This is a genomic window from Kitasatospora sp. NPDC034023 (genome assembly GCF_055575795.1).
Genome location: NZ_JBVIRY010000047.1, coordinates 9546 through 36544, shown reverse-complemented (window position 1 = coordinate 36544; position 26999 = coordinate 9546). Strand labels below are relative to the sequence as shown.

Below are 26999 nucleotides of genomic sequence, written 5' to 3'. Positions count from 1 at the left end.
GCCGCTACCGCGTCAGCAGCTTCTCCAAGACGTCCGCCCCCTGTGACGCGCCGCCCGCCCCGCGCACGATCCGGCTCAGGGCCGCCGCCCTGGGGCGGCAGGACCGGACGTCCTGGACGGCGTCGCAGAGGCCCTGCACGGTCGGCTCGGCGAGCGTCCGGCCGACCTGCAGCTCCTCCGCCCGCCGGGCGATCGCCCGCTGTTCCGGAATCTGCGGCACCGCCACGAAGGGCACCCCGTGGTAGAGAGACTCCATCGCCGAGTTCATCCCGGCGTGGCTCAGGAACACCTCGGTGTGTCGCAGCACCGCCACCTGCGGCACGTGTGCGTGCACTTCGACGTTCGCCGGGATCGGGCCCAGCGACTCCTGGTCCAGCCCGCCCACCGCCATGACGACCTGCCAGTCGCTGTCCCCGAACGCCTCGATGCAGGTCCGGTAGAACTCGGGCCGGTCGTTGAAGACGGTTCCCAGCGATATCAGCAGTACCGGGGCCTGCGACCGGGGGCTCCACTCCTCAGCGCTCTGCCGGCTGCTCAGCGACGGCCCCACGAAGTGGAAGCGCTCGTCGAAGCTATCCCCCGACATCTGGAACTCGCGGGGGATGAACACCAGGCTCGTCGGGGCCACGTAGCCGAACATCAGGTTCGGGTCCTCGAGGAAGGTGTGGCCCTGCGCGAACTTCCCCATGTCCTGAATCGCGGCCACCAGCCGGGGGTTGGTGTGGTCGAAGTCGGCCGGTAAGTACACCTGCGCCGCCGAGAAGGACTCGTTCTCCGCGAAGGTCGGCACCAGGGAGATCTCCCGCACCTCGAGCAGGTTCGCCAGCATCCTCCCGGTGAAGGTCACCGAGTCGTAGCACACCGCGTCCGGCGGGTCGGCCGAGAAGTGCTCGGCCAGGACGGGGAAAGAGGCACGCGCGTCGTCGAGGTAGTACTCCATCGTCACGGCGAGCTGTTCCGCCGTGAACTCGCCCCGCGCCGCCATGTCGGGCGGCAGCTGCGAGGGCAGGGTCACCGGCGACGCCCCGGCGGCAAAGGCGGCGTCCATGGTGGCCGGTCCCGTGGCGTAGCTGACCCGGTGACCGCGCCGGACCAGCTCTTCGACCAGCGGCAGGGTCGGGTTCACATGCCCGGACGCGGGCGCGCTCACGAAGGCGAAATGGGCCATCAGTTCTCCTCCAGGATGACCGGCAGAGTCTTGTGTCCGTTGGTGAAGAAGGAACCCAGCGGCTCGAGTTCGGACGACGGGACGGCCAGCCGCAGCCGGGGGAACCGGGAGAACAGCGCGGACAGCGCCGTCGTCGCCTCCAGCTTCGCCAGGGGGCTGCCGAGGCAGTAGTGCACGCCGTGCCCGAAGGTGAGGTGGTCGGCCCGCGACGGCCGGGTGACGGAGAAGTCCTCCGCGTCGGCCCCGTGCTGCGCCGGGTCGCGGCCGGCCGCGCCGTAGGACAGCAGGATCGCCTCGCCCTTGCGGATCTGCACGCCGTCCGCGGAGATGTCCTCCACGGCGTACCGCAGCGGCAGGTTCGGCACCGGCGCCTGCCAGCGCAGGGTCTCGTCCACCACGTCCTCCCACGTGCTGGCCCCGGACCGGACCAGGGCGAGCTGAGACGGGTGCGTGACCAGCGCGTGGACGGCGTGGTCGAGCAGGTTGACTGTCGTCTCGAAGCCGGCGGAGATGGTCAGCAGCAGGGTGTCCAGCAGTTCCCGTTCGGACAGTCGTGTGCCGTCCGCCTCCTGCGCGGCGATCAGGTCGCTGGTCATGTCGTCGCCGGGGTCGCGCCGTTTGGCGGCCACGAGTTCCTTGAGCAGCATGTACAGCTCACCAGAGGCGGCCTGCACGCCCGCCGGGTCCGCGTCGAGGCTGAACACCGCGTCCACCAGCCGCCGCAGGTCCGCGCCCGTCTGCGCGGTCACCCCGAACAATCCGGTGATGACCTGGATCGGCAGCGGGAACGCGAACCGTGCGCGCAGGTCGACCGTCTGCCCCGGCGGCACCGCGGCCAGGTCGGCGATCAGGCCGGCCGTGATCTCCTCGACGCGCGGCCGCATCGCTTCGATACGGCGCGGGGTGAACGCCTTGGCCACCAGGCTGCGCAGCCTGGTGTGGTCGGCCCCGTGGGCGGTGAACATGTTCTGCATCGCGACCCACATGATCAGCGGCCAGTCCGGCGGGATGTCGCCGTCGCGCCACATGGGCCAGTGCTTGTTCGCGTCCTTGGAGACCTTCGGGTCGAGCAGCAGCTTCTTCGCCAGGTCGTGCCCGGTGACGGCCCAGGCCGACACGCCACCGGGCAGTTCGACGGGCGTGGCCGGGCCGCGCTCGCGCAAGGCAGCGGCCTCGCCGAAGATGTCGCCGCCCGAGGGGTCGATGACATACGCGTCGGCGGGCGGGGCCTGCGCGCGCACCGGCTCGGTGAGGATGGTGGTCGTACGGGGCTTGGGCGGCTCGGTGACCTCCAGCAGGGTCGCGGTGAACCGCGAACCCATGCCGAGGCCGATCGACATGATGGTGTCGCCGGGCTTGAGGGTCTCGTCGTGCAGCAGGTGGTCCATGCCGAGCAGTTGGTCGCACGGCCCGACGTGGCCGAGCTCGCGCAGCATCGGCCAGGTGGTGCGGCCGAGGTCGATGCCGAGCGGCTCCAGCACGACGACCTCCAGTTGGGCCAGGCCCAGACCGGTGACGACGAACCTGGTGATGTCGGCGATGCTGACGCCGCCCTCCTTGGCGGCCTGCTCGACCGCGGTGACCAGTGCCCCGCTCATCAGCGTCAGATACGGGGCCAGGCCGGTGACCTCGATCGGCGTACGGTTCCGGTGGCCCTCGGGGTCCGGGATCGTCGGGGTGGCGAGGACCTCCATCTGGGTCGCGGAGCTGTTGGCGGTCGCGACCAGCCGCGCCCGGCCGCCCTCGCGGTTCAGCACGGCCGCGACCGCACCGTCGGCCAGGAAGATCCCGACGGTGGGCTGCCACCGTTCCCACCGCGGCGGCAGGAACCGGGCGGTAGCCGTGACCAGGGTCGCGGTCGCGGCCGGGTCGGCCACCAGGTGCGCGGCGGCGGACTGCAGCGCGGCCGAGCCGCCGTTGCTGGTCGCCTCGACCTCGTAGACGAGGGCGTGGCCGAGGCCGAGCACGCGCTGCAGGTGGCAGGAGGACGCCATGTGGTCCTGGTGGTCCATCTGGGCGTAGGCGGCCATGGAGATGTCGGCGCCGCTGAGGCCGGACTCGCGCAGGGCTCCGATCGCCGCGTGCACGGCCATCGCGTGCTCGGTGACGTCGTCGGAGCGGGTGAACGACACGAAGTCCGACAGCGCGAGCAGCCGCCGCATGGTCTCGGTGTCCGGCACTGCCTGCGTCGCGGGCGTGCGGGGCGGCAGGTACCGCCCCGTTCCGCCGATGTAGACGTTGTCCCAGATCATGCTTGGTCCTTTCCCCTGAGTGCGGACAGCCCCGCCCCGTATCCGTCGAAGTCGAGGAGCCATGTACTGATGGCCAGCGCCGTGGCCGCGGAGTGCTCCTCCAGTACGGTGAAGTGGTCGCCCGGGACGGTGAGCACCTCCTGGACGGTGCTGGACAGCCGGGGCCACGAGCGCTCCCCGGTGCCCACCAGCAGCACCGGCGCGGTGACGGGCTCCGGGGCGCCGGCCAGATCGAGGTATCGGCCCATGGCCACCAGCCGGTCGTCGTCGACCGGCTGGACCTGGTGGCCGGCGTCGAGCATGCCGGTGAGCACACCCGGCAGGTCGTCGGGGTAGCCGTCGATGAGCACCACGGCGCTGGGCCGGGCCCCCCGCCGTTCCAGTTCCCTGGCGGTCGCCAGCGCCAGCCACGCGCCCACCGAACGGCCGACCAGCACCGGCGCGGCGACGGCCGACGCGGCCTCGGCAAGTGCCTGGACCAGGACGTCGGAGTCCGCGGGCAGCGGGTCGCCGGCGAAGCCCGGCAGGGTGACCGCCGTGACATCGCGGGCGGCCTCCAGCGCCGCGGCGAACCGCCCGTACTCCTCGATGCCGCTGGACGCCAGCGCGGACGGCAGGCAGACCAGCGACGGCTGGAGGAAGCCGGTCGCGAGGGCGACCACCTCGGTTTTGGGTGCGTCGGTGGCCTGGCTCAGCCGGGACACCGTGGCCAGCAGATCGAGGCCGTCCTGCGCGCGGCCGACGTCGACGGCCTTGCGCAGCAGGCGCTCCATCGGCCCGGCGACCCGGTTCTCCGGCGAGCACAGCTGCCCGTAGAGGTGGTTGACGAGCTGTTCGGGCGTCGGGAAGTCGAAGACGAGGGTCGCCGGGAGCTGGAGCCCGGTGGCCGCGTTGAGCTGGTTGCGCAGCTCGATGGCGGTCAGCGAGTCGACGCCGTGGTCGCGGAACAGCTGACGCGGGTCGTCGATCCCGCCGGGGGCCATCCCGAGGATGCTCGCGCTGCGCGTGACGACCAGGTCGAGCAGCAGGGCGCGCTGCTCGGGCTCGGGCAGGGCTTCGAGCCCGGCCCGCAGGTCGCCGGGGCCGGCCGCCGGGGCCGGCGCGCGCCGCGGCCGGGCGAGTCCGCGCAGCAGCGCGGGCGGGGTGTCGATCGCCGCGAGGTCGAGGCGGACCGGCACCAGCGCCGGGCGTTCGCCGGCCAGGGCGGTGTCGAACAGGTCGAGGGCCTGCTCGGTGGCCAGCGGCAGCATCCCGGTCCTCGCCAGCCGGCGGTGGTCGGCCTCGGTCAGGTTCCCGGTGATTCCGCTGGACTCGGCCCACTGGCCCCAGGCCAGGGAGGTGGCCGGCAGACCGCGCGCGTGCCGGTGCTCGGCGAGCGCGTCGAGGAACGCGTTCGCGGCGGCGTAGTTGGCCTGCCCGGGGGCGCCGAACACCCCGGACGCCGAGGAGAACAGCACGAACGCCCGCAGGTCCAGGTGTTCGGTGGCCTCGTGCAGGTGCCATGCGGCATCGGCCTTCGAGCGCAGCACCGTGTCGATCTGCTCCGGTGTCATCGATCCCACCACGGCGTCGTCGACGGCCCCGGCGGCGTGCACGACGACCCGCAGGTCGGGGATCGAGGCGACGAGATCCCTCAGTGCCCCGCGGTCACCGGCGTCGCAGGCGACCACGGTGAGGGCGGCGCCCAGCTCCTGCCGGAGCCCGGGCGGCTCGACGCCGCGGCGGCCGGCGAGCACCACGTGCGGGGCACCGTGCCGCGCGACCAGGTGCCGGGCGACCAGGACGCCGAGGGTGCCGGTGCCGCCGGTGATCAGCACGGTGCCTTCCAGGGGCACGCCGTCCAGGGGCCCGGCCGGGGCGGCCTTCACCAGCCTCGGCACGAGGGCGGTTCCGTCGCGCAACTGGATCTCGGGCTCGCTGTCGCTCACGGCGGCGCGCACCGCGGCGGGGATCGCCCGCCGTGAGGCGGCCGTGCCGTCGTGGCGGACGGTCAGGATCCGCCCAGGGTTCTCGCTGTGCGCGCTGCGCAGGAAGCCGCGGGCGGCGGCCGAGGCCAGGTCGTCGCCGGTGAGGACCACGAGCCGGGCGGGCGTGTCGGTGGCCAGGAACTCCCGGACCCTGCCGAGTAGTTCCCGGGTCACCGCGTGGGCGGCCGCGACCGGTCCGCCCTCGCCGACGACCTCGTGGAGGACCGTCTCGGTGTACGGGCCGTCCGGTGCCGCCATCGGGGTCCAGTCAACGGCGAACAGCGTGTTCGGCCGGCGCCCGGACCCGTGACCCGCCGCTTCGACGGGCCGCAGGACGATCTCGTCGATGCTCACGACCGGCATCCCGGCGGTGTCGGTGATCCGCACCGCGTAGGTGTCCGGCCCGGTCGGGTGCAGCACCACGCGGACCGTCGCGGCCGACCCGGTGACCGACACACCGGAGAACGAGAAGGGCATCCGCGCCGGGCTGCCGCCGGCGCCACCGTCCTCGGCCGCGAGGCCGGCGAGCAGGGTCAGCGGCTGTATGGCGGCGTCCAGGAGCGCGGGGTGGACGCGGTAACCGGTGAGCTGCGCGGGGTCCGCCGGGAAGCTCACCTCGGCGTGCAGGTCCTCGCCGTGCCGCCGGATGCCGGTGAGCCCCTGGAAGGTCGGCCCGTAGTCGTAGCCGGCTTCGGTGAGCCGGTCGTAGAGCGAGCCGATGTCGATCGGCGCGGCCTCGCTGTCGTCCGCCCCGGGCACAGCCGTCCGGTCGGCCCCTGTCGCCCGGTCCGCCGGCGGACTGAGCACGCCGGTCGCGTGGCGGGTCCACTCGTCGGGCTCGGCGGAGGTGCGGGAGTGGACGGTGACGAGCCGGCGTCCGGTGTCGTCGGGTGCGCCGACGGTGACCTGCACGTGCACACCGTCGCGCTCGGACAGCACGAGCGGCGCCTCCAGGACCAGCTCGGACAGTACGGGGCTGGCCGTGTGCTCGCCGGCGTGGACGGCCATGTCCACGAACGCCATCGCGGGCAGCAGCGTCGAACCGAGCACGGTGTGCTCGGCCAGCCACGGGTGAACGGACGCGGAGAGCTTCCCGGTCAGCACCACGCCCTGCCCGTCGGGGAGCTTCACCAGGGACCGCAGCAGCGGGTGGTCGGGCGTGTCGAGGCCCTCCGACGGGGTGGTGGGCTGGAGCCAGTAGTGCTGGTGCTGGAAAGCGTACGAAGGCACACGCACGCCCGACGTCCCCGCCGTCGTGGCCGCGGGCGGCGTCCAGCGCACGGAACCATCCACCCACAACCGCCCCAGCCCCGCGAACAACCGCTCCGGAGAATCACCACCACGCCGCATCAACCCGTTCCCCACCAGCAACGGATGCGGACCCACCTCCACGAACCCCCTCACACCCTGACCCGCCAGCCACTCCACGGCATCAGCGAACCGGACCGCCTCCCGCACCTGCCGCACCCAATACCCGGGCTCCCCCATATCCACCGGATGCCCGGCCACCGTGGAGACCACCGGGATCACCGGCTCACCGAACGACAAACCCGCCGCCACCCGGCCCAGTTCCTCCAGCACCGGATCCATCCACGCCGAATGGAACGCGTGACTGACCGCCAACCGCCGCACCCGGCGCCCACGCCCGCGCCACACCTCACCCACCTCTTCCACCGCGGCCTCGTCCCCCGACACCACCACCACATCCACCCCGTTGACCGCCGCCACCTCAACACCCGGCACCAGCGACCCCTCCACCTCCCCCACCGACGCCTGGAGCGACACCATCGCCCCACCACCGGCCAACCCCTGCATCAACCGACCCCGCGCCCCCACCAGCACACACGCGTCCTCCAGGCCCAACACCCCCGCCACATGAGCCGCCGCCACCTCACCCACCGAGTGCCCCACCACGAAATCCGGCCGCACACCCAACGACTCCACCAGCCGGAACAGCGCCACCTCCAGCGCGAACACCCCGCCCTGCGTGAACAGCGTCTCCCCCAACACCCCCTCCCCGTCCTCGAACAACACCCCCACCGGCAACCCCAACAACCCACACACCTCGTCCAACACCCGCGCAAACACCGGGAACACCCGGTACAAACCCCGCCCCATCCCCGCCCACTGACCACCCTGACCAGAGAACACAAACGCCGACCTACCCGGGGAGGCAGTGCCCGTGACGATTCCGGGTTCTCCGCCGATCAGCGCGTCCAGCCCGGCCGGGTCCGTCAGCACAGCGCGGTGCGGAAACCGGGCCCGCGCGGCCAGGTCCGCGGCCACCTCGGCCGGTGTGACCTCGGGGTGCTCGGCGAGGAACCCGCGCAGCCTACGGGCCTGGTCGCGCAGGGCCGCGTCCGACTTCGCCGACAGCAGCCACGGCACCGGCACCGCGGGCGTGGGCGTGGGCGCGGAAGCGGCAGGGGACCCGGGATCCGAAACGGGATCGTGGGCGGGGGACTCGGGCGACGTCTTCTCGGCCGGGTCCGGGGCCGGTGCCTCCAGGATCACGTGGGCGTTGGTGCCGCTGATGCCGAACGCCGAGATGCCCGCGCGACGCAGGTGGCCGTTGTCGGGCCAGGGCCGGGCCTCGGTGAGCAGCCGGATGTTTCCGGACTCCCAGTCGACGTGGGAAGTCGGCGCGTCGACATGCAGCGTCGGCGGCAACTGCCCGTGCCGCATCGCCATCACCATCTTGATCACACCAGCCACGCCGGCCGCCGCCTGCGTGTGCCCGATGTTCGACTTCACCGACCCCAGCCACAACGGCTCCACCCGGTCCCGGCCGTACGCCGCCAGCAGCGCCTGCGCCTCGATGGGATCACCGAGCGTCGTCCCCGTACCGTGCGCCTCCACCACGTCCACCTCGGACGCCTCCAACCCGGCGTTCGCCAACGCCTGCCGGATCACCCGCTCCTGCGACGGACCATTCGGCGCGGTCAACCCATTGGACGCCCCGTCCTGATTCACCGCCGAACCCCGCACCACCGCCAGCACCTGATGGCCATGGCGACGGGCGTCCGACAACCGCTCCAGCAGCACCAACCCCGCGCCCTCACCCCACGCCGTACCATCGGCAGCCTCGGCAAACGCCTTCACCCTGCCGTCGGCCGCAAGCCCCCGCTGGCGGGAGAACTCGACGAACCCCGCCGGTGTCGCCATGACCGTCACACCACCGGCCAGGGCCAGTGAGCACTCCCCCGAGCGCAGCGCCTGCGCCGCCAGATGGATCGCCACCAGCGACGACGAACACGCCGTGTCCACCGACAACGCCGGACCCTCCAGCCCCAGCAGATACGACACCCGCCCCGAGGTCACACTCGTCGCCGTGCCCGTCGAGAGGTAGCCCTCCAGGTCGGGCGGCTGTGCCCCGGCTCCATAGCCCGAGGACCAGATGCCGGTGAAGACGCCCGTCTGACTGCCCCGCAACGACGTCGGATCGATCCCCGCGTCCTCGAACGTCTCCCACACCGTCTCCAGCAGCACCCGCTGCTGCGGATCCATCGCCAACGCCTCACGCGGCGAAATCCCGAAGAACGCGGCATCGAAGCCACCCGCATCCCCCAGAAAACCACCCGACCGCGTGTACGACGTCCCCGGACCACCGGCCGGATCATAGATGCGACCCACATCCCACCCACGATCCGATGGGAACTCCCCCACCGCGTCCACCCCACCCGCCACCAAATCCCACAACTCCCGCGCCGACCCCACGCCACCCGGATAACGGGCCCCCAACCCCACCACCACCACCGGATCATCCGACACCGGAACACCGACCGGCACGGGTGAGGCAGGGGCCTGGCGCCGGGCGCCGACCAGGACGTCCCGCAGGTGGCCGGCCAGCGCGTCGGGGGTCGGGTAGTCGAAGACCATCGTCGCGCGCAGCCGTACCCCGGCGGCCGCGGACAGGCGGTTGCGCAGTTCCACCGCGGTGAGCGAGTCGAAGCCCAGGTCCTTGAAGGCCCGCTCGGCGCTGACGGCCGAGGTGTCGGTGTGGCCGAGGACCACGGCCGTCTGGCCGGTGACCAGTTCCAGGACGCGGCTGTGCTGCTCGGCCTCGGGCAGGGCCGCCAGTTCCCTGCCCAGGGTCGGCCGGTCCGTGCGCCGGGCGGGCCTGGTACGGGTGAGGCGGCTGAGCAGGGGGCGGGTGGACGCCGCCGACAGGTCGAGGTGTGCGGGGACCAGCACGGGATCGGCGGCGCCCAGGGCCAGGTCGAACAGTGCCAGCGCCTGGTCCGTGGGCATCGGCAGCACGCCGGTGCGGGCGAGGCGCTTGAGGTCGGTGTCGGTGAGGTGTTCGGTCAGCCCGCTGGCCTCGGCCCACTGTCCCCAGGCCAGCGACACGCCCCGCAGACCCAGGGCACGCCGGTGCACGGCGAGGGCGTCCAGGAAGGCGTTCGCGGCGGCATAGTTCGCCTGGCCCGGGCCGCCCAGCACACCGGCGGCGGACGAGAAGAGCACGAACGCGCTCAGGCCGAGGTCCTTCGTCAGCTCGTGCAGGTGCCAGGCGGCGTCGGCCTTGGGCCGCAGTACCTGGTCGATCCGGCCGGGCGTGAGGGATTCGACGACGCCGTCGTCGAGCACGCCGGCCGCGTGCACGACCGCGGTCAGCGGGTGCGCGGCCGGGATCGAGTCCAGTACGGCCGCCAGCGCGTCCCGGTCGGCCGCGTCGCAGGCCACCACCTCGGCGTCGAAGTCCACCTCCGCCGCGGTCCTGCTGAGCAGGAGCAGGTGCCGGATGCCGTGCCGGTCGCGCAGGTGCCGGGCGACGAGGCGGCCCAGTGTTCCGGTGCCTCCGGTGATCAGCACGGTACCGTTCGGGTCGAGCGGGCCGGGTGCCGGGGCCGCTTCGGCCCGTACCAGGCGGGCGGCGTGGGCGGCGCCGTCGCGGACGACGAGCTGCGGTTCGTCCCCCGCGACGAGGACGCGGTCGTCGGTGTCGACGAGCACGAAGCGGTCGGGGTGTTCCGCCTGGGCCGCGCGGACCAGGCCCCAGACGACGCTGGACGGCAGGTCGACGGGGTCCGGCCCGACCGCCCCACGGGTCACGACGGCCAGCCGGCCGTCCCCGTCGCGCAGGAAGTCCTGGAGCACGCCCAGCGTCTCGGCGGCGACGGTGTGCGCGGCGGCCACGGGGTCTCCCGCCGGGGGCGTCACGTGGTGGACGGCCGGGGGTTCGCCGGTGCTCTCGACGGGCACCCAGTCGAGGCGGAAGAGCTGGTTGGCCCCGGCGCCCGGTATGCCCGGCGGCCGGTGGCGCACGGTCAGCGCGTCGATCACCGCCAGCGGCCCGGATTCGTCGGCGAGCGCGACCCGGAAGGTGTCGGGGCCGGTGGGTGTGAGGCGGACCCGGGCCGTGGAGCCGGCTTTCCGCATCGACACCCCGGCGAAGGAGAACGGCAGGCGGCCGGCCGCCAGCAGGGTCAGCGGCTGGAGTGCGGCGTCGAGCAGCGCGGGGTGGAGACCGAAGCGGTCACGGGTGTCGGTGGGCAGCGCCACCTCGGCATAGAGCTCGTCGCCCTGCCGCCGGATCTCGCGTACGCCCGCGAACACCGGCCCGTACTCGTAGCCCTGGGCGGCGAGGGTGTCGTAGAAGTCGGTCAGGTCGACGGGCTCACCGGCCGGCTGCCAGGGCTCGCCGGTGTCGTACGGGTGGGGGCGGTCGCCGGTCGCCAGCATGCCGGTCGCGTGCCGCAGCCAGGTGCCGCCCGTCCGGGAGTGCACGGTGACGGGACGTCGGCCCGTCTCGTCCGGTGCGCCGACGACGACCTGGACCGGCACGGAACCGTCGTCCGGCAGGATCATGGGAGCTTCCAGCACCAGTTCGTCCAGGACGTCGCAGCCGGCCTGGCGTCCGGCGTGCATGGCGAGTTCGACGAACACGGTGCCGGGCAGAAGCACGGAGCCCAGGACGACGTGGTCGGCCAGCCATGGCCGGGTGGCCGTCGAGAGCCGCCCCGTGAGCAGGACGCTCTGGTCCCCGGCCAGTTCGACGACGGCCCCGAGCAGCGGGTGCCCGGCCGAGTCCAGCCCCGCCGCCGACACGTCGCCCTTCGCGGCGACGGGGGTCAACCAGTACGGCCGGTGCTGGAAAGCGTACGTCGGCAGTGGGACGTGGTGGGGCTCGCCGGGGAAGACCGGAGTCCAGTCGACGGCCATGCCTTGCGTGTGCAGGCGCGCCAGGGCGAGGTGGAATTCCTGCCTGCCGCTGCCGCGGCGCAGCGTGCCGGTCACAACGCCGTCCATCACCGGCACCAGTACGGGGTGCGGGCTGACCTCCACGAACACGCCGTGCCGGTCCTGCGTAAGGGTCTCGACGGCGAGGTCGAAGCGTACGGGTTCGCGGAGGTTGCGGTACCAGTAGTCGGCGTCGAGGGCGGAGGTGTCGATCTCCTCGCCGGTCACCGTCGAGTAGAACGGGATCACCGCCGGGCGCGGTGTGATGCCGGCGAGGTCGGTGAGCAGTTGCTCGCGGATCGCCTCGACCTGGACGGAGTGGGCGGCGTAGTTGACGGGCAGGCGACGGGCGCGGATGCCGTCGGCCTCACAGGCCGCCGGCAACTCGTCCAGCGCGTCCGGATCACCCGACACGACGACCGAACCGGGGGCATTGACCACCGCCACCGTCAGCCGGCCGTCCCAGCGGGCCACGAACTCGGCGGCCTGCTCATGCCCGAGGCCGACCGACACCATCCCACCCTGGTCCGCCAGAGCGACCAGGGCCTTGCTCCGTAACGCCACCACCTTGGCGGCGTCGTCCAACGACAACGCCCCCACCACATACGCCGCCGCGATCTCCCCTTGCGAATGCCCGACAACGGCATCAGGCTCCACACCATGAGCACGCCACAGCTCGGCCAGCGCCACCATCACCGCGAACAGAGCCGGCTGCACCACATCCACCCGCTCCAACGAGCCACCGCCGACCAGCACCTCCACCAACGACCAATCCGTGTACGGCGCCAACGCCACATCACACGCATCGATCGCCTCCCGGAACACCGCCTCCGAGCCGTACAACTCCCCACCCATACCCACCCACTGCGCACCCTGCCCCGGAAACACGAACACCGAACGACCCAGCGAACCGGCCACACCCGTGATGACGCGGGGGTCTCCGTCGGCGAGGGCGGCCAGTTCCGCCATCAGGTCGGTCCGGGTGCTGCCCACCAGGGCCGCCCGGTGGGCGAGCATGGTGCGGGTGGTGGCGAGGGCCCGGCCGATCGCGGCCGGCCGGAGTCCGGGGTGAGCGGTGATGTGGTCCGCGAGCCGTCGGGCCTGGGCGCGGAGGGCATCGTCCGTCTTGCCGGACAGCAGCCACACCGTGGGCTCCACGGAGTCGTCCGCGACGGGTTGTCCGGGGGTTTCCTCCGGGAACTGTTCGATGACGACGTGGGCGTTGGTGCCGCTGGCCCCGAACGCCGAGATGCCCGCGCGGCGGGGACGCCCCGTCTCCGGCCACGGCCGGGCCTCGGTCAGCAGCCGGATGTCACCGGTGTCCCACTCGACATGCGGCGTGGGCTCCTGGACGTGCAGCGTCGGCGGCAGTTCGGCGTGCCGCATCGCCATGACCATCTTGATCACACCAGCCACGCCGGCCGCCGCCTGGGTGTGCCCGATGTTCGACTTCACCGACCCCAGCCACAACGGCTCCACCCGGTCCCGGCCGTAGGTCGCCAGCAGCGCCTGCGCCTCGATGGGATCACCGAGCGTCGTCCCCGTACCGTGCGCCTCCACCACGTCCACCTCGGACGCCTCCAACCCGGCATTCGCCAACGCCTGACGGATGACGCGTTCCTGGGAGTGGCCGTTGGGCGCGGTCAGCCCATTGGACGCCCCGTCCTGATTGACCGCCGAACCCCGCACCACCGCCAGCACCTGATGGCCGTTGCGACGGGCGTCCGACAACCGCTCCAGCAGCACCAACCCCGCGCCCTCACCCCACGCCGTACCGTCAGCCGTCGACGAGAAGGGCTTGCACCGGCCGTCAGGGGCCAGGGCACGCTGGCGGGAGAACTCCGTGAACTGCAGGGGGGTCACGCTCACGGTCACCCCGCCGGCCAGGGCGAGTGTGCACTCCCCCGAGCGCAGTGCCTGCGCGGCGAGGTGGATCGCCATCAGTGACGAGGAGCAGGCGGAGTCGACGGACACGGCCTGGCCCTGGAGGCCCAGCAGGTAGGAGACCCGGCCGGAGGTGATGCTCGGCGAGATGCCGGTGGCGAGGTAGCCCTCGGTGTCGGGCGGTGCCTGGTCGGGGCTGCCGACGTAGCCGGAGGACCAGACGCCGGTGAACACGCCCGTCTGGCTGCCCCGCAACGACGTCGGATCGATCCCCGCATCCTCGAACGTCTCCCACGCGGTCTCCAGCAACACCCGCTGCTGCGGGTCCATCGCCAGCGCCTCACGCGGCGAAATCCCGAAGAAATCGGCATCGAACCCCGCCGCGTCCGCGAGAAAACCACCAGACCGCGTATACGACGTCCCGGGATGATCCGCATCCGGATGGAACAACCCCTCAACGTCCCACCCGCGATCACCCGGAAACGCCCCGACCGCATCCACCCCACCCGACACCAGGCCCCACAGCTCCTCCGGCGACCCCACCCCACCCGGCAACCGGCACCCCATACCCACGATCACCACCGGATCAGCCCCATCACCCACCGACACCACCGGCACCACCGACACCGGCACCACATCCGCACCGGAGAGTTCGGCCGTGAGGTGGTCGGCGAGGTCGGCGGGGGTGGGGTGGTCGAAGACGAGGGTCGCGGGCAGCCGCAGGCCGGTGGCGCCGGCGAGGCGGTTGCGCAGTTCGACGGAGGTCAGGGAATCGAAGCCGAGGTCGCGGAAGGCGAGTCCGGGGGTGATCGCGGCGGCGTCGGAGTGGCCGAGGACGGTGGCGGTGTGGGCGGCGACCAGGGACAGCAGGTCCGACGCGGGGGCCTTTGACGTCGGCAGGGTCTGCGGCATCGAGATGTCGGCCGTGGTCAGCGCGGGACGTCCGGCAGCCAGCGCGGTGTCGAACATGGCCAGGGCGCGTTCGACGCTGATGGGGCGGATGCCCTTGCGGGCGAGGCGTTGGCGGTCGGCCGCGGTGAGGTGGGCGGTCATGCCGCTCTCCTGCTCCCAGTAGCCCCAGGCCATCGACACGGCGGGCAGTCCGAGGGTCTGCCGGTGTGCGGCGAACGCGTCGAGGTAGGAGTTCGCGGCCGCGTAGCCGGCCTGGCCGGCGTTGCCGAGTACACCCGCGGCCGCGGAGAACAGCACGAAGGCGGCGAGGTCGTGCTCGCGGGTCAGCTCGTGCAGGTGCCAGGCGCCGTCGACCTTGGGACGCAGCACCCGGTCGAGCTGCTCTGCGGTCAGCCGTTCCACAACGGTGTCGTCGAGCACGCCGGCCGCGTGGACGACGGCGGTGAGCGGATGCTCGGCCGGGATCGAGTCCAGTACGGCCGCCAGCGCGTCCCGGTCCGCGACGTCACAGGCCACGACCCGCACGTCGACGTCCCCTTGAGCCTCCAGGTGCGGCACCGCGCCGCCGCCGCGGCTGACGAGCAGCAGGTGCCGTACCCCGTAGCGGGACACCAGGTGCCGGGCGACGGCCTGGCCGAGGGTGCCGGTGCCGCCGGTGATCAGCACGGTGCCGTCAGGGTCGATCGGCTGGGGGACGGTGAGGACGATCTTGCCGGTGTGGCGGGCCTGGCTCATCAGCCGGAAGGAGTCGACGGCCTGGCGGAGGTCCGCGGCGGTGACCGGCAGCGGCTCCAGCGTCCCGTCGGCGACCATCGCCACGACCCTGGAGAGGATGTCGCCCTGCCGCGCGGGGTCGACGTCGTTGAGGTCGAAGGCCCGGTAGGTCAGGCCCTCGGGTGAGCGGACGTCCGTCTTGCCCAGCTCGACGAACCGTCCGCCGTCGGCCAGCAACCGCAGTGAGGCGTCGGTGAGTTCTCCCGCGAGCGAGTTGAGGACGACGTCCATGGCCGGGAACCGGTCGGCGAACCGGGTGTCGCGGGACGAACCGATGTGGTCGTCCGGCAGTCCGAGGCGCCGCAGGGTGTCCCACTTGGCGGGGCTCGCGGTGGCGAAGACCTCCGCGCCGCTGTTCAGGGCCAACCGGATGGCGGCCATGCCCACACCGCCCGCGCCGGAGTGGACCAGGACCCGGTCGCCGGGGCGCAGTTCGCCGAGGTCGAACAGCCCGTACCAGGCGGTGGTGAACGCGACGGGCACCGACGCCGCCTCGGCGGAGCTCCAGCCGTCGGGGATCGCCGTCAGGAGCCGGTGGTCGGCGACCGCGCGCGACCCGAAGGCGCCGGGCATCATTCCCATGACGCGGTCGCCGGGCCGCCAGGCCGTGACGCCGGGGCCGACCTCGAGGACGGTGCCGGCCCCTTCGCCGCCCAACGGGGGCCGGTCCGGGTACATGCCGAGGGCGATGAGCACGTCGCGGAAGTTCAGGCCGGCCGCGTGTACGGCGACCCGGACCTGTCCGGGTTCCAGCGCGGCCTCTTGCCAGGGCAGCAGGGCCAGGTCGTCCAGTTGCCCGGTGCCGGACTCGCTCAGCCGGTACGCGCCGTCGGGGGCGGTCGGTTCCGGCGCGTACCTGGCCTGCCGTGGCACGAGGACGCCTTCCCGGCGCAGGGCCAGTTCGGGTTCGTCGCCGGCTGTCATGGCGGCCCGGACCGCGTCCTCCTCGGACGCGTCGCCCATGTCGACCAGGACGAACCGGCCGGGGTGCTCGGCGGCGGCGCTGCGGACCAGGCCGCGTACGGCCGCGCCGGCCACGCCGCGGGTCAGGACGGCCAGGCGTGCGGCCGCCCGCTCCGGCTGCTCGGCCAGGAAGTCCTGGACGAGCGCGCGGGCCCGCTGGACGAGGCCGTGCACGGAGTCCGCGTCGGCTTCCGCGGTGAGTACCGGGCTCGGCACCACCTCGGTCGGTGTGCTCGCGGTGAGGGGCACCCACTGGGTGTGCAGCACCGCGGCCCGGGCCTCGGCGGCCGGCCGGACGGTCAGCGCGGTGATGTCCGCGACCGGGTTGCCGGACAGGTCGGTCAGTGTCGCGCGGTAGGTGTCGGTGCCCGTGCGGGCCAGGTGGACCCGGGCGGACGACACACCGGTGGTGTGCACGGCGACGCCGGAGAAGGAGAACGGCAGCCGGACCCGGGTGTCGGGGCTGAGCAGGATCAGCGGCTGGAGTGCGGCGTCCAGGAGCGCGGGGTGGATGCCGAAGCCGGCGCCGTCGGGGACGGACACCTCGGCGTACAGTTCGTCCTCGCCCTGCCACAACTCCCGCACGCCCCGGAACGCGGGTCCGTACTGGTATCCGAGTCCGGCGAGGAAGTCGTAGAACCCTTCAGGGTCCACGGGTTCGGCGTTCCTCGTGGGCCAGTCGAGGCGTCCGGCCGTCACCTGGCCGCCGAGAGTTCCGGACGCGTGGCGGACCCAGCCGTCGCCGCCCTTGGAGTGCACGGTGACCGGGCTGCGGCCGGCGTCGTCCGGGGCGCCGACCGAGACCTGGATGTCCGTGGGTGTGTCCGAGAGCGCGAGGGGCAGGTGCAGGACGAGGTCGTCAAGGGTCCCGCCGGCCAGGGTTGCGAGTTCGAGGAAGGCGGTGCCCGGCAGCAGGACCGTGCCGTCGACGGCGTGGTCGGCCAGCCAGGGGTGGGTGCGGGTGGAGACGCGGCCGCTGTGCACGGTGCTCCCGTCGGGCAATTCGACCGTGGTGCCCGCCAGCGGGTGCCGGGTGCCGTGGTCGCCGGCCGCGGGGGTGAGCCAGTAGGTGCTGCGCTGGAAGGCGTAGCGCGGCAGCCTGACGCCGTGCGGGCGGTCGTGCGGCCAGGTCACGGCGACGCCCTGGACGTGGAGGCGGGCCAGGGCGGTGTGGAATTCCCCGATGGCGCCGTGGTCGCGGCGCAGGGTGCCGGTCGCCACGCCGTCCAGGTCCTGCACCAGCACCGGGTGCGGGCTGACTTCCACGAACACCTCGTGGCCGTCGGCGGTGAGCCGGGCGGTGGCCAGGTCGAACCGTACGGGTTCGCGGAGGTTGCGGTACCAGTAATCGGCGTCGAGGGCGGAGGTGTCGACCGGTTCCGCGGTGACCGTGGAGTAGAAGGGAATCGCCGCAGGCCGGGGCCGGATGTCCGCGAGGTCGGTCAGAAGCCGCTCGCGGATCGCCTCGACCTGCGCCGAGTGCGCCGCGTAGTCGACGGGGATGGCGCGGGCGCGTATGCCGTCCCTGGCGCAGGCTGCCAGCAGTTCGTCCAGGGCCCCGGGTTCGCCGGACACGACGACGGTCGAGGCGGAGTTGACCACCGCGACGGTGATCCGGTCGCCCCAGGGGCTCAGGTAGCCGGCGGCGTCGTCCGCGCACAGCGCGACCGAGACCATGCCGCCGTGTCCGGCCAAGGCGACCAGGGCCTTGCTGCGCAGGGCGACCACCTTGGCGGCGTCGTCCAACGACAACGCCCCCACCACATACGCCGCCGCGATCTCCCCCTGCGAATGCCCGACCACGGCATCAGGCTCCACACCATGAGCACGCCACAGCTCGGCCAGCGCCACCATCACCGCGAACAGGGCCGGCTGCACCACATCCACCCGCTCCAACGAGCCACCCCCGACCAGCACCTCCACCAACGACCAATCCGTGTACGGCGCCAACGCCACATCACACGCATCGATCGCCTCCCGGAACACCGCCTCCGAGCCGTACAACTCCCCACCCATACCCACCCACTGCGCACCCTGCCCCGGAAACACGAACACCGAACGACCCAGCGAACGGGCGGTCCCGGTGACCAGACCCGGCGCCGACCGCCCCTCCGCCAGGGCGTCCAGGGCCGCGGCAGCGCCCACCACCACGGCCCGGTGCTCGAACACGGTGCGGGCAGCCAGAGCGCCCCCGACCGCCGCCGGGCCCACCTCGGGACGTACCGCGGTGAAGGCACCCAGCCGGCGCGCCTGCTCCCGCAACGCCGCCTCGGACCTGGCCGACAGCGGCCAGAGGACCTGGTCGTCCGCGCGGCCCCGGGGAGAGGGTGCGGCGGAGTCGGCCTCGGCGGGCTGTTCGAGGATGCTCTGCTCGATAATGACGTGGGCGTTGGTGCCGCTGATGCCGAAGGCGGAGACGGCGGCTCGCCGTGGCCGCCCGGTCCCGGGCCAGGCGACCGGTTCGGTGAGCAGGCGGACCTGGCCGCAGGCCCAGTCGACGTGCGGGGTGGGCGCGTCCACGTGAAGGGTTCGCGGCAGTTCGCCGTGCCGCATCGCCATGACCATCTTGATCAGGCCCGCGACGCCGGCCGCCGCCTGGGTGTGGCCGATGTTCGACTTGACCGACCCCAGCCACAACGGCTCGTCCCGGTCCCGGCCGTAGGTCGCCAGGAGTGCCTGAGCCTCGATGGGATCGCCGAGAGTGGTGCCGGTGCCGTGGGCCTCGACCGCGTCCACCTCGGACGCCTCCAACCCGGCATTCGCCAACGCCTGACGGATCACCCGCTCCTGCGACGGACCATTCGGCGCGGTCAACCCATTGGACGCGCCGTCCTGGTTGGTGGCCGAGCCTCGGACGACCGCCAGCACCTCGTGGCCGTTGCGGCGGGCATCGGACAGGCGTTCCAGCAGCAGCAGGCCGGCGCCCTCGGCCCAGCCCGCCCCGTCGGCCGCGGCGGCGAAGGACTTGCTGCGGCCGTCGGGCGCGCTCGCCCCCTGCCGGGACATCTCGGTGAACAGCGTGGGTGCCGCGTTGACGGTGACGCCGCCGGCCAGGGCGAAGGAGCATTCTCCCGAGCGCAGGGCCTGCGCGGCCAGGTGCAGGGCCACCAGGGACGACGAGCAGCCGGTGTCCAGGGACAGTGCCGGGCCGAGCAGGCCCAGCTGGTACGCCAGCCGGCCGGACCCCACGCTCGACGCGGTGCCGGTGACCTGGTAGCCCTCCAGGTCGTCGGGGACCGGCCCGGCGGCGTAGCCGGTGGACCAGATGCCGGTGAACACGCCGGTGGGTGTGCCCTCCAGCGTGGTCGGGTCGATGCCGGCGTACTCGATGGTCTCCCACGCGGTCTCCAGCAGGATGCGCTGCTGCGGGTCCATGGCGAGCGCCTCGCGGGGCGATATCCCGAAGAACGCCGCGTCGAAGTCGCCGGCGGCGTCGAGGAAGCCGCCCTGGGACGTGCTCGACGTGCGGGGCCGGCTTCCCGTCGGGTCGTACAGGCGGTCGATGTCCCATCCCCGGTCGGCGGGGAAGTCGCCGACCGCGTCCACGCCGTCCGCGACCAGCCGCCACAGGTCCTCCGGGGTGCCGACGCCTCCGGGGTAGCGGCAGCCCATGCCGATGACTGCGATCGGCTCGTCCGTCGCGGCCGGGGCGTGCGGCGCGTCCTGCTGGCCGGACTCGCCGGACAGGTGGGCGGCCAGCCGTGCCGGGGTGGGGTGGTCGAAGACGAGGGTGGCGGGCAGTTTCACCCCGAGCGCGGCGGTCAGGCGATTGCGCAGTTCCACCGCGGTCAGTGAATCGAAGCCCAGGTCCTTGAACGCCTGCCGGGGGTCGAGCCGCTCGGGGGTGGCGTGTCCCAGCACCCCGGCGACGTGGGTGGTGATCAGCTCCAGCAGGTCGGTGCCGCCGGCGGGGGGCGCGGGTCGGGGGGCCTGCGGCCGGCTGTGGGCCTCGGGCAGGTCCCGCAGCAGCCGGCTCGGCCGCGCGTGGGTGTAGGCGCGGGCGAACTGTGCCCAGTCGGCCGAGGTCACGACCGCGAGGGCCTCGTCGTGGTCGAGGACGTCCTGCAGCGCGTCGAGTGCCCGGCCCGGGTCCAGTTCGCCGAGGCCGAGCAGGGTGCGCTGGCGCTGCACGGACTCCAGGGCCGCCATGCCGCCTTCGGCCCAGATGCCCCACGCGACGGAGGTCGTGGCGCGGCCTTGGGCGCGGTGCTGTGCGGCCAGGGCGTCGAGGAAGGCGTTGCCGGCGGCGTAGGCCGCGCCGTGGCCGTCGCCCCACACGCCTGCGGTGGAGGAGAACAGGACGAAGGCGTCGAGGTCCGGCAGGAGTTCCGCCAGGTTCGCCGCCCCGGCGACCTTGGCCATGATGACCTCGGCGAACTCCGCCGGTGTCGTGTCGGCCAGCCTGGTCGCCCTGATCACGCCGGCGGTGTGGAAGACCGCGCGGATGTCGCCGACGCGCTCGACGAGGTCCCGCAGGGCGTCCCGGTCGGCCACGTCGCACGCCGCCACGGTCACCCGCGCCCCGGCTGCCTCCAGTTCGTCGCGCAGGCCGGCCGCGCCGGGTGCGTCGGGGCCGCGGCGGGCGGCCAGCACGATGTGCTCCGCGCCCTGCCGCGCGAGGCGGCGGGCCACATGTCCGCCGAGCGCGCCGGTGCCGCCGGTGACCAGCACCGTGCCCCGCGGCCGCCAGGGCCGCGCGGCCGGGCCCGATGAGGCCTTGCGGCGCAGCCGCTTGGCGAAGCGCCGGGTGCCGCGGATCGCCACCTGGTCCTCGCCCGTGCCGGCGAGCACGACGAGCAGCGCGTTCACGCTCTCCTCGTCGGGCACGGCGGGAAGGTCGACCAGGCCGCCCCAGCCGTGCGGGAACTCCAGCGCCGCGGACGCGCCGGTGCCCCACGCCAGGGCCTGGGCCGGGCTGGTGACCGGGTCGGTGCCCGAGGTGCTCACGGCGCCGCTGGTCGCGCACCACAGCGGGACGGCCGGTGTCCGCGCCGGGTCCAGGGGGCGGACCAGATCCAGGGTGCGGACCAGGCCCGCCGGGAGCACCGGGTGGTCGGGGTGCGGCTCGTCGTCCAGCGCCAGCAGCGACAGCACACCGTCCGGCCCGGGCCGGGCGTCCCCGGTGTCGGCCACGTCCCAGGTGTCGGCCACCGCGAAGCCCCGTTCGCGCAGGGCCTCGGCCCACGGGTGCCCGGTCGTGGCCAGGACGAGCCAGCGAGCCGGGTCCACCGGGGCCGCGGTTCCGCTCGTCGGCGCCCATGCCACCTCGTACCGCCAGTCGTCACGGGGCACCGGCGGGGTCGCGGTCACCCAGTAGGGCTCGCGCTGGAAGGCGTACGTGGGCAGGTCCGCCCTGGGTGCGGTGCGGGGCAGGACCGGAATCCAGTCGACGTCGGCTCCGGCGGCGTAGAGGCGTCCCGCCGCGGCGAGGAACTCGGTGAGGCCGCCGTGATCGCGGCGCAGTGTTCCGGTGGCGGCGACGTCCAGCGCGGGCACCAGCACCGGGTGCGGGCTGACCTCCAGGAACAGGTCGTGGTCGTCGGCGGTGAGCCGGGCGGTGGCCAGGTCGAACCGTACGGGTTCGCGGAGGTTGCGGTACCAGTAGCCGGCGTCGAGGGCAGAGGTGTCGAGCGGCTCGCCGGTGACCGTGGAGTAGAACGGGATCGCCGCCGAGTGGGGGGTGATGTCGGCCAGTTCGGTGAGCAGTTGCTCGCGGATCGCCTCGACCTGCGCGGAGTGGGCGGCGTAGTCGACGGGCAGGCGGCGGGCGCGGATGCCGTCGGCCTCGCAGGCCGTCAGCAGTTCGTCCAGCACGTCGAGGCCGCCGGACACCACGACCGCCGCAGGTCCGTTCACCACGGCGGTCGTCAGCCGCTCGCCCCAGCGGGCCAGGTAGCCGGCAGCCTGTTCGACGGACAGCGCGAGGGACACCATGCCGCCCCGGTCGGCGATGACGGCCAGTGCCCTGGACCGTAGCGCCACGACCTTGGCGGCGTCCCGCAGCGACAGCGCGCCGGCGACGTACGCGGCGGCGATCTCCGCCTGGGAGTGGCCGACCACGGCGTCCGGCTGCACGCCGTAGGACCGCCACAGGTCGGCCAGCGCCACCATGACGGCGAACAGGGCCGGCTGCACCACGTCGACGCGGTCCAGCGAGCCGTGGCGCAGTTCGTCGACCAGCGACCAGTCGGTGTACGGGGCCAGGGCGGCGGCGCAGGCGTCGATGCCGGCGCGGAAGACCTCGGACTGCTCGTACAGGTCATGGCCCATGCCCGCCCACTGCGCCCCCTGTCCGGGGAAGACGAACACGGTCCCGCCGGTACGGGCCTGCAGGCCCGGCAGTCCCGGCAGTCCCGGCGGGAGCGCGGCCAGGCCGGACAGCAGGTCGTCCCGCTCGGCGCCGACCACCGCGGCCCGGTGCTCGAACCGGGTGCGGGCGGCCAGTGCGCGGCTGATCGCGGCGGCCGGGACGTCGGGGTGGGCGGTCGCGTACGCGTGCAGCCGCTCGGCCTGGGCGCGCAGCGCGGCATCGGTCTTCGCGGACAGCAGCCAGGCGGTGGGGGCGGCCCGGCCGGCGGGTTCGGGAAGGTGGCCGGGGTCCGGGTCGGAGGACTGCTCGATGATCAGGTGGGCGTTGGTGCCGCTGATGCCGAAGGCCGAGATGCCGGCGCGGCGCGGGTGCTCGTGCTCCGGCCACGGCCGGGCCTCGGTGAGCAGCCGGACGCCGCCGGAGGCCCAGTCGACGTGCGGGGAGGGGGCGTCTATGTGCAGGGTTCGCGGCAGTTCGCCGTGCCGCATCGCCATGACCATCTTGATCAGGCCCGCGATGCCGGCGGCGGCCTGGGTGTGGCCGATGTTCGACTTCACCGACCCCAGCCACAACGGCTCGTCCCGGTCCCGGCCGTAGGCGGCCAGCAGGGCGTGGGCCTCGATGGGATCGCCGAGAGTGGTGCCGGTACCGTGCGCCTCGACCGCGTCCACCTCGGACGCCTCCAACCCGGCGTTCGCCAACGCCTGACGGATGACGCGTTCCTGGGAGGGGCCGTTGGGCGCGGTCAGGCCGTTGGACGCGCCGTCCTGGTTCACCGCGCTTCCCGCGACGACCGCCAGCACCCGGTGGCCGTTGCGGCGGGCGTCCGACAGACGTTCCAGCAGCACCAAGCCGGCGCCCTCGGCCCAGCTGGTGCCGTCGGCCGCGGCGGCGAAGGGCTTGCTGCGGCCGTCCGCCGCGAGGCCGTGCTGGCGGGAGAACTCGGTGAAGCCCAGCGGTGTCGCCATGATCGTGACACCGCCGGCGAGCGCCAGCGAGCACTCGCCCGCGCGCAGGGCCTGGGCGGCCAGGTGGACGGCGACCAGGGACGACGAGCAGGCGGTGTCCACGGACAGCGCCGGACCGCGCAGCCCGAGGTGGTAGGCGACCCGGCCGGACGTGACGCTGGTCGCAACGCCGGTGAACAGGTAACCCTCCAGGTCCTCCGGCAGGCCCGGCCCGGTCGCGTAGCCGGACGACCAGACGCCGGTGAACACGCCGGTGTGGCTGCCGCGCAGCGAGGCCGGGTCGATCCCGGCGTGCTCGAAGGTCTCCCAGGCCGTCTCCAGCACGAGCCGCTGCTGCGGGTCCATGGCGAGCGCCTCGCGGGGCGAGATGCCGAAGAACGGAGCGTCGAAGCCGGCCACCGCCTCCAGGAACCCGCCCCGGGTGATGTACGTGGTGCCCGCGCCGCGCAGTTCCGGGTCGTACAGGCCGCCCAGGTCCCAGCCGCGGTCGTCCGGGAAGTCGCCGATCGCGTCCACGCCCTCCGCGACGAGCCGCCACAGGTCGTCCGGCGAGGCCACCCCGCCGGGGAAGCGGCAGCCCATCCCCACGATGACGACCGGGTCGTCGTGGGCGGCCTGGGCGGCGGGGGCCAGCCGGTCGCCGGGGCCGGTGCGCAGCCAGTCGATCAGCTCCGCGGGCGTCGGGTGGTCGAAGACGAGACCGGAGGGGAGTTGCCGATCCAGGGCGCCGGCCAGGCGGTTGCGCAGTTCGAGCCCGGTGACCGAGTCAAAGCCGAGGTCCTTGAAGGTGAGCGCGGGATCGATGTCTGCGGGGTTCTCGTGGCCCAGCACGAGCGCGATCTGCGCGGTGACCACGGCGGCCGCGTCGACCGTGTCGCCCGACTCGGGGCCGCCCGTGTCCGTACCGCCCGCCCCGGTGTCCCCGGTCTCCGGGCCGCCGTCCGGCCGGCCGGGCGCGGCGGTCTCCGCTGCGTGCGTCCCCGGGCCGGCCGGGGTCCGTCCGCTCTGCCCGGCTGTCGCTTCGGGCAGCCAGTACGAACGACGTTGGAAGGCGTACGTGGGCAGGTCGACCGGTGCGGCCTCGGCGACGGCCGGGGACCAGTCCACCGGCACGCCGGCCACGAACAGCCGGGACAGCGCGGTCAGGAAGACGTCCGGCCCGCCCCGGTCACGGCCCAGCGTGCCGGTGGCGACGCCGGGCACGCCGGTCCGCTCGCGGGCCTGTTCCAGGATCTGTTCGATGGCGGGCAGCAGCACCGGGTGCGGGCTGACCTCGACCACGACGTCGTGCCCGTCCGCCAGCAGTGCGGCGGTGGCCAGGTCGAAGCGGACCGGCTCGCGCAAGTTGCGGTACCAGTAGCCGGCGTCGAGCTCCGTGGTGTCGTCGAGGACGCCGCCGGTGACCGCGGAGTAGTACGCAATGGTGCCCTGCCGCGGCCGCACACCGTCCAGTTCGGTGTGCAGCCGCTCACGGATCGCCTCGACGTGCGCGGAATGGGAGGCGTAGTCCACCGGGACGACGCGTGCGCGGACACCGTCCGCCGCGCAGGACTCGACCAGTTCGGACAGGGCCCGCGTGTCGCCGGACACCACGACCGAGCCGGTGGCATTGACCACGGCGACCGTCAGCGCGCCGCCCCAGCGCGACACGTAGTCCTCGGCCCGCTCGGCGGACAGGGCCACGGACACCATGCCGCCCCGGCCGGTCAGCGCCACCAGCGCGCGGCTGCGCAGTGCCACGATCCGGGCCGCGTCGGACAGCGACAGCGCGCCCGCGACGTATGCCGCGGCGATCTCGCCCTGCGAGTGCCCGACCACCGCGTCGGGCTCGACACCGAAGGAGCGCCACAGTTCCGCCAGGGACACCATCACCGCGAACAGGGCGGGCTGCACGATGTCCACGCGGTCGAGCGGGGCGCCGTCCAGGACATCGGCCAGGGACCAGTCGGTGTACGGGGCCAGGGCCTGGGCGCACTCGTCCATGGCGGCCCGGAAGACGGGGTACGCGGCGTACAGCTCCCGGCCCATGCCGACCCACTGCGCGCCCTGGCCGGGGAACACGAAGACGGTACGGCCATGGGTTCTGGCCCGATCGGCGGCGACCTGGGCGGAGTCGAGCAGGACCGCGCGGTGCGCGAAGCGGGTTCTGGTGGTGGCCAGCGCGTGCGCGACCTCGGCGCCGGTCAGGTCCGGGTGGCTGCGCACGTGTTCGCGCAGGCGCTCGATCTGCGCTCGTAGCGCCTGCTTGGTCCGCGCCGTGACGATCCACGGCGCCGGCCGGGCCTCGGGAGCGGGCCGCCGGGCCGGCGGCGCGGCCGCATCGGGCGCCTGCTCGACGATCACGTGCGCGTTGGTGCCGCCCATGCCGAACGACGACACGCCGACGAGCAGGGGCGCGTCCGGCCGCGGCCAGGGGGTCAGAGCGGTCTGGACCCGCAGCGCCAGTGCGTTGAGAGGGATGCCGGGGTTGGGGGTTTCGTAGTTCAGGCTCGGCGGCAGTGCGCGGTGGTACACGCTGAGGACAGCCTTGAGCAGACCGACGATGCCCGCGGCGCCTTCCAGGTGGCCGACGTTCGTCTTGGCGGATCCGACCCGCAGGGCGCTGTCGGCGTCGCCGGACTCGGCCGGGTCGCGGTAGGCCGCCGCGAGGGCGGCGGCCTCGATGGGGTCGCCGACAGCGGTGCCGGTGCCGTGCAGCTCCACGTACTGCACATCCGCGGGACGCACGCCGGCGCGGGCCAGTGCTTCGCGGATGACCTGTTCCTGGGCCTGCGCGCTGGGCACGGTCAGGCTCTGTGTGGCGCCGTCGTTGTTGACCGCGCTGCCCCGGATGACACCGTAGACGCGGTCCCCGTCGGCCAGGGCCCGGTCCAGCGGTTTCAGGACGAGGAAGGCGCCGCCCTCGCCGCGGACGAAGCCGTTGGCCCGGGCGTCGAAGGTGAAGCAGCGGTCGTCCGGGGACAGGCCGCCGAACTCCGCTGCTCCCTCCTCGCGGGCGGCGGTCAGGTTGAGGTTCACCCCGCCGGCCAGGGCGAGCGCCGACTCGCCGCGGCGCAGGCTCTCGACCGCCAGATGCACCGCGACCAGCGCCGACGACTGGGCCGTGTCGACCGTCATGCTCGGTCCGCGCACACCGAGGAAGTGCGAGACACGGTTGGCGATGACGCCCCGGTTGGTGCCGGTCAGCGTGTGCGGCGTGATGTGACCGGGGTAGGCCAGGGACGTGTAGTCCTCCCACATCGAGCCGACGAACACCCCCGTCGGGCCGCCCGTCAGCGTGCTCGGCACGATCCGGGCGTCCTCCAGGGCCTCCCAGGCGAGTTCGAGCATGAGCCGCTGCTGCGGGTCCATGCCGACGGCCTCACGGGGGGACACACCGAAGAACGCCGCGTCGAAGCCGTCCACCCGGTCCAGGTAGCCGCCGTGCCGTACGCCCTGCCGGCCCACGGGCGGCGCGGTGATCGCGTCGGCCCCGTCGCACAGCAGTCGCCAGAACGCCTCCGGATCCGGGGCTTTCGGCAACCTGCCCGCCATTCCGATGACAGCGACACGATCAGCGTCCGAATCCAGGGGGAAGCGCATCACATCGACACCTCGTGAGCCGGGGGGATGAAGGAA

Annotated in this window: 3 protein-coding genes; all 3 read right to left on the bottom strand. The window is 73.4% G+C overall.

Annotation, left to right across the window (positions count from 1 at the left end; all coding sequences use genetic code 11):
• Positions 1 to 4: 4 nt before the first annotated feature.
• The 3 genes from ACZ52R_RS38510 to ACZ52R_RS38500 are packed head-to-tail and all read right to left on the bottom strand — an operon-like array spanning position 5 to position 26963.
• A complete protein-coding gene (locus ACZ52R_RS38510) occupies positions 5 to 1168 on the bottom strand; it encodes a macrolide family glycosyltransferase (RefSeq protein WP_465755063.1) in 1164 nt (387 codons plus the stop codon).
• The gene (locus ACZ52R_RS38505) at positions 1168 to 3420 is read right to left on the bottom strand and encodes a cytochrome P450 (protein ID WP_465665603.1); all 2253 of its coding nucleotides are present in this window, start codon (positions 3418 to 3420) and stop codon (positions 1168 to 1170) included. Before ACZ52R_RS38505 ends, ACZ52R_RS38510 begins: the two co-directional genes overlap by 1 nt.
• Positions 3417 to 26963, bottom strand: a complete 23547-nt coding sequence (locus ACZ52R_RS38500; RefSeq protein ID WP_465755062.1) for an SDR family NAD(P)-dependent oxidoreductase — start codon at positions 26961 to 26963, stop codon at positions 3417 to 3419. The genes ACZ52R_RS38505 and ACZ52R_RS38500 overlap by 4 nt, the downstream gene beginning before the upstream one ends.
• Between the last annotated feature and the right edge of the window lie 36 nt (positions 26964 to 26999).

What these genes read in the sequence shown, in the direction of transcription:
- ACZ52R_RS38505 (WP_465665603.1), bottom strand. Translation starts at nt 3,420, where the DNA reads ATGATCTGGGACAACGTCTACATCGGCGGAACGGGGCGGTACCTGCCG.
- ACZ52R_RS38500 (WP_465755062.1), bottom strand. Translation starts at nt 26,963, where the DNA reads ATGCGCTTCCCCCTGGATTCGGACGCTGATCGTGTCGCTGTCATCGGA.
- ACZ52R_RS38510 (WP_465755063.1), bottom strand. Translation starts at nt 1,168, where the DNA reads ATGGCCCATTTCGCCTTCGTGAGCGCGCCCGCGTCCGGGCATGTGAAC.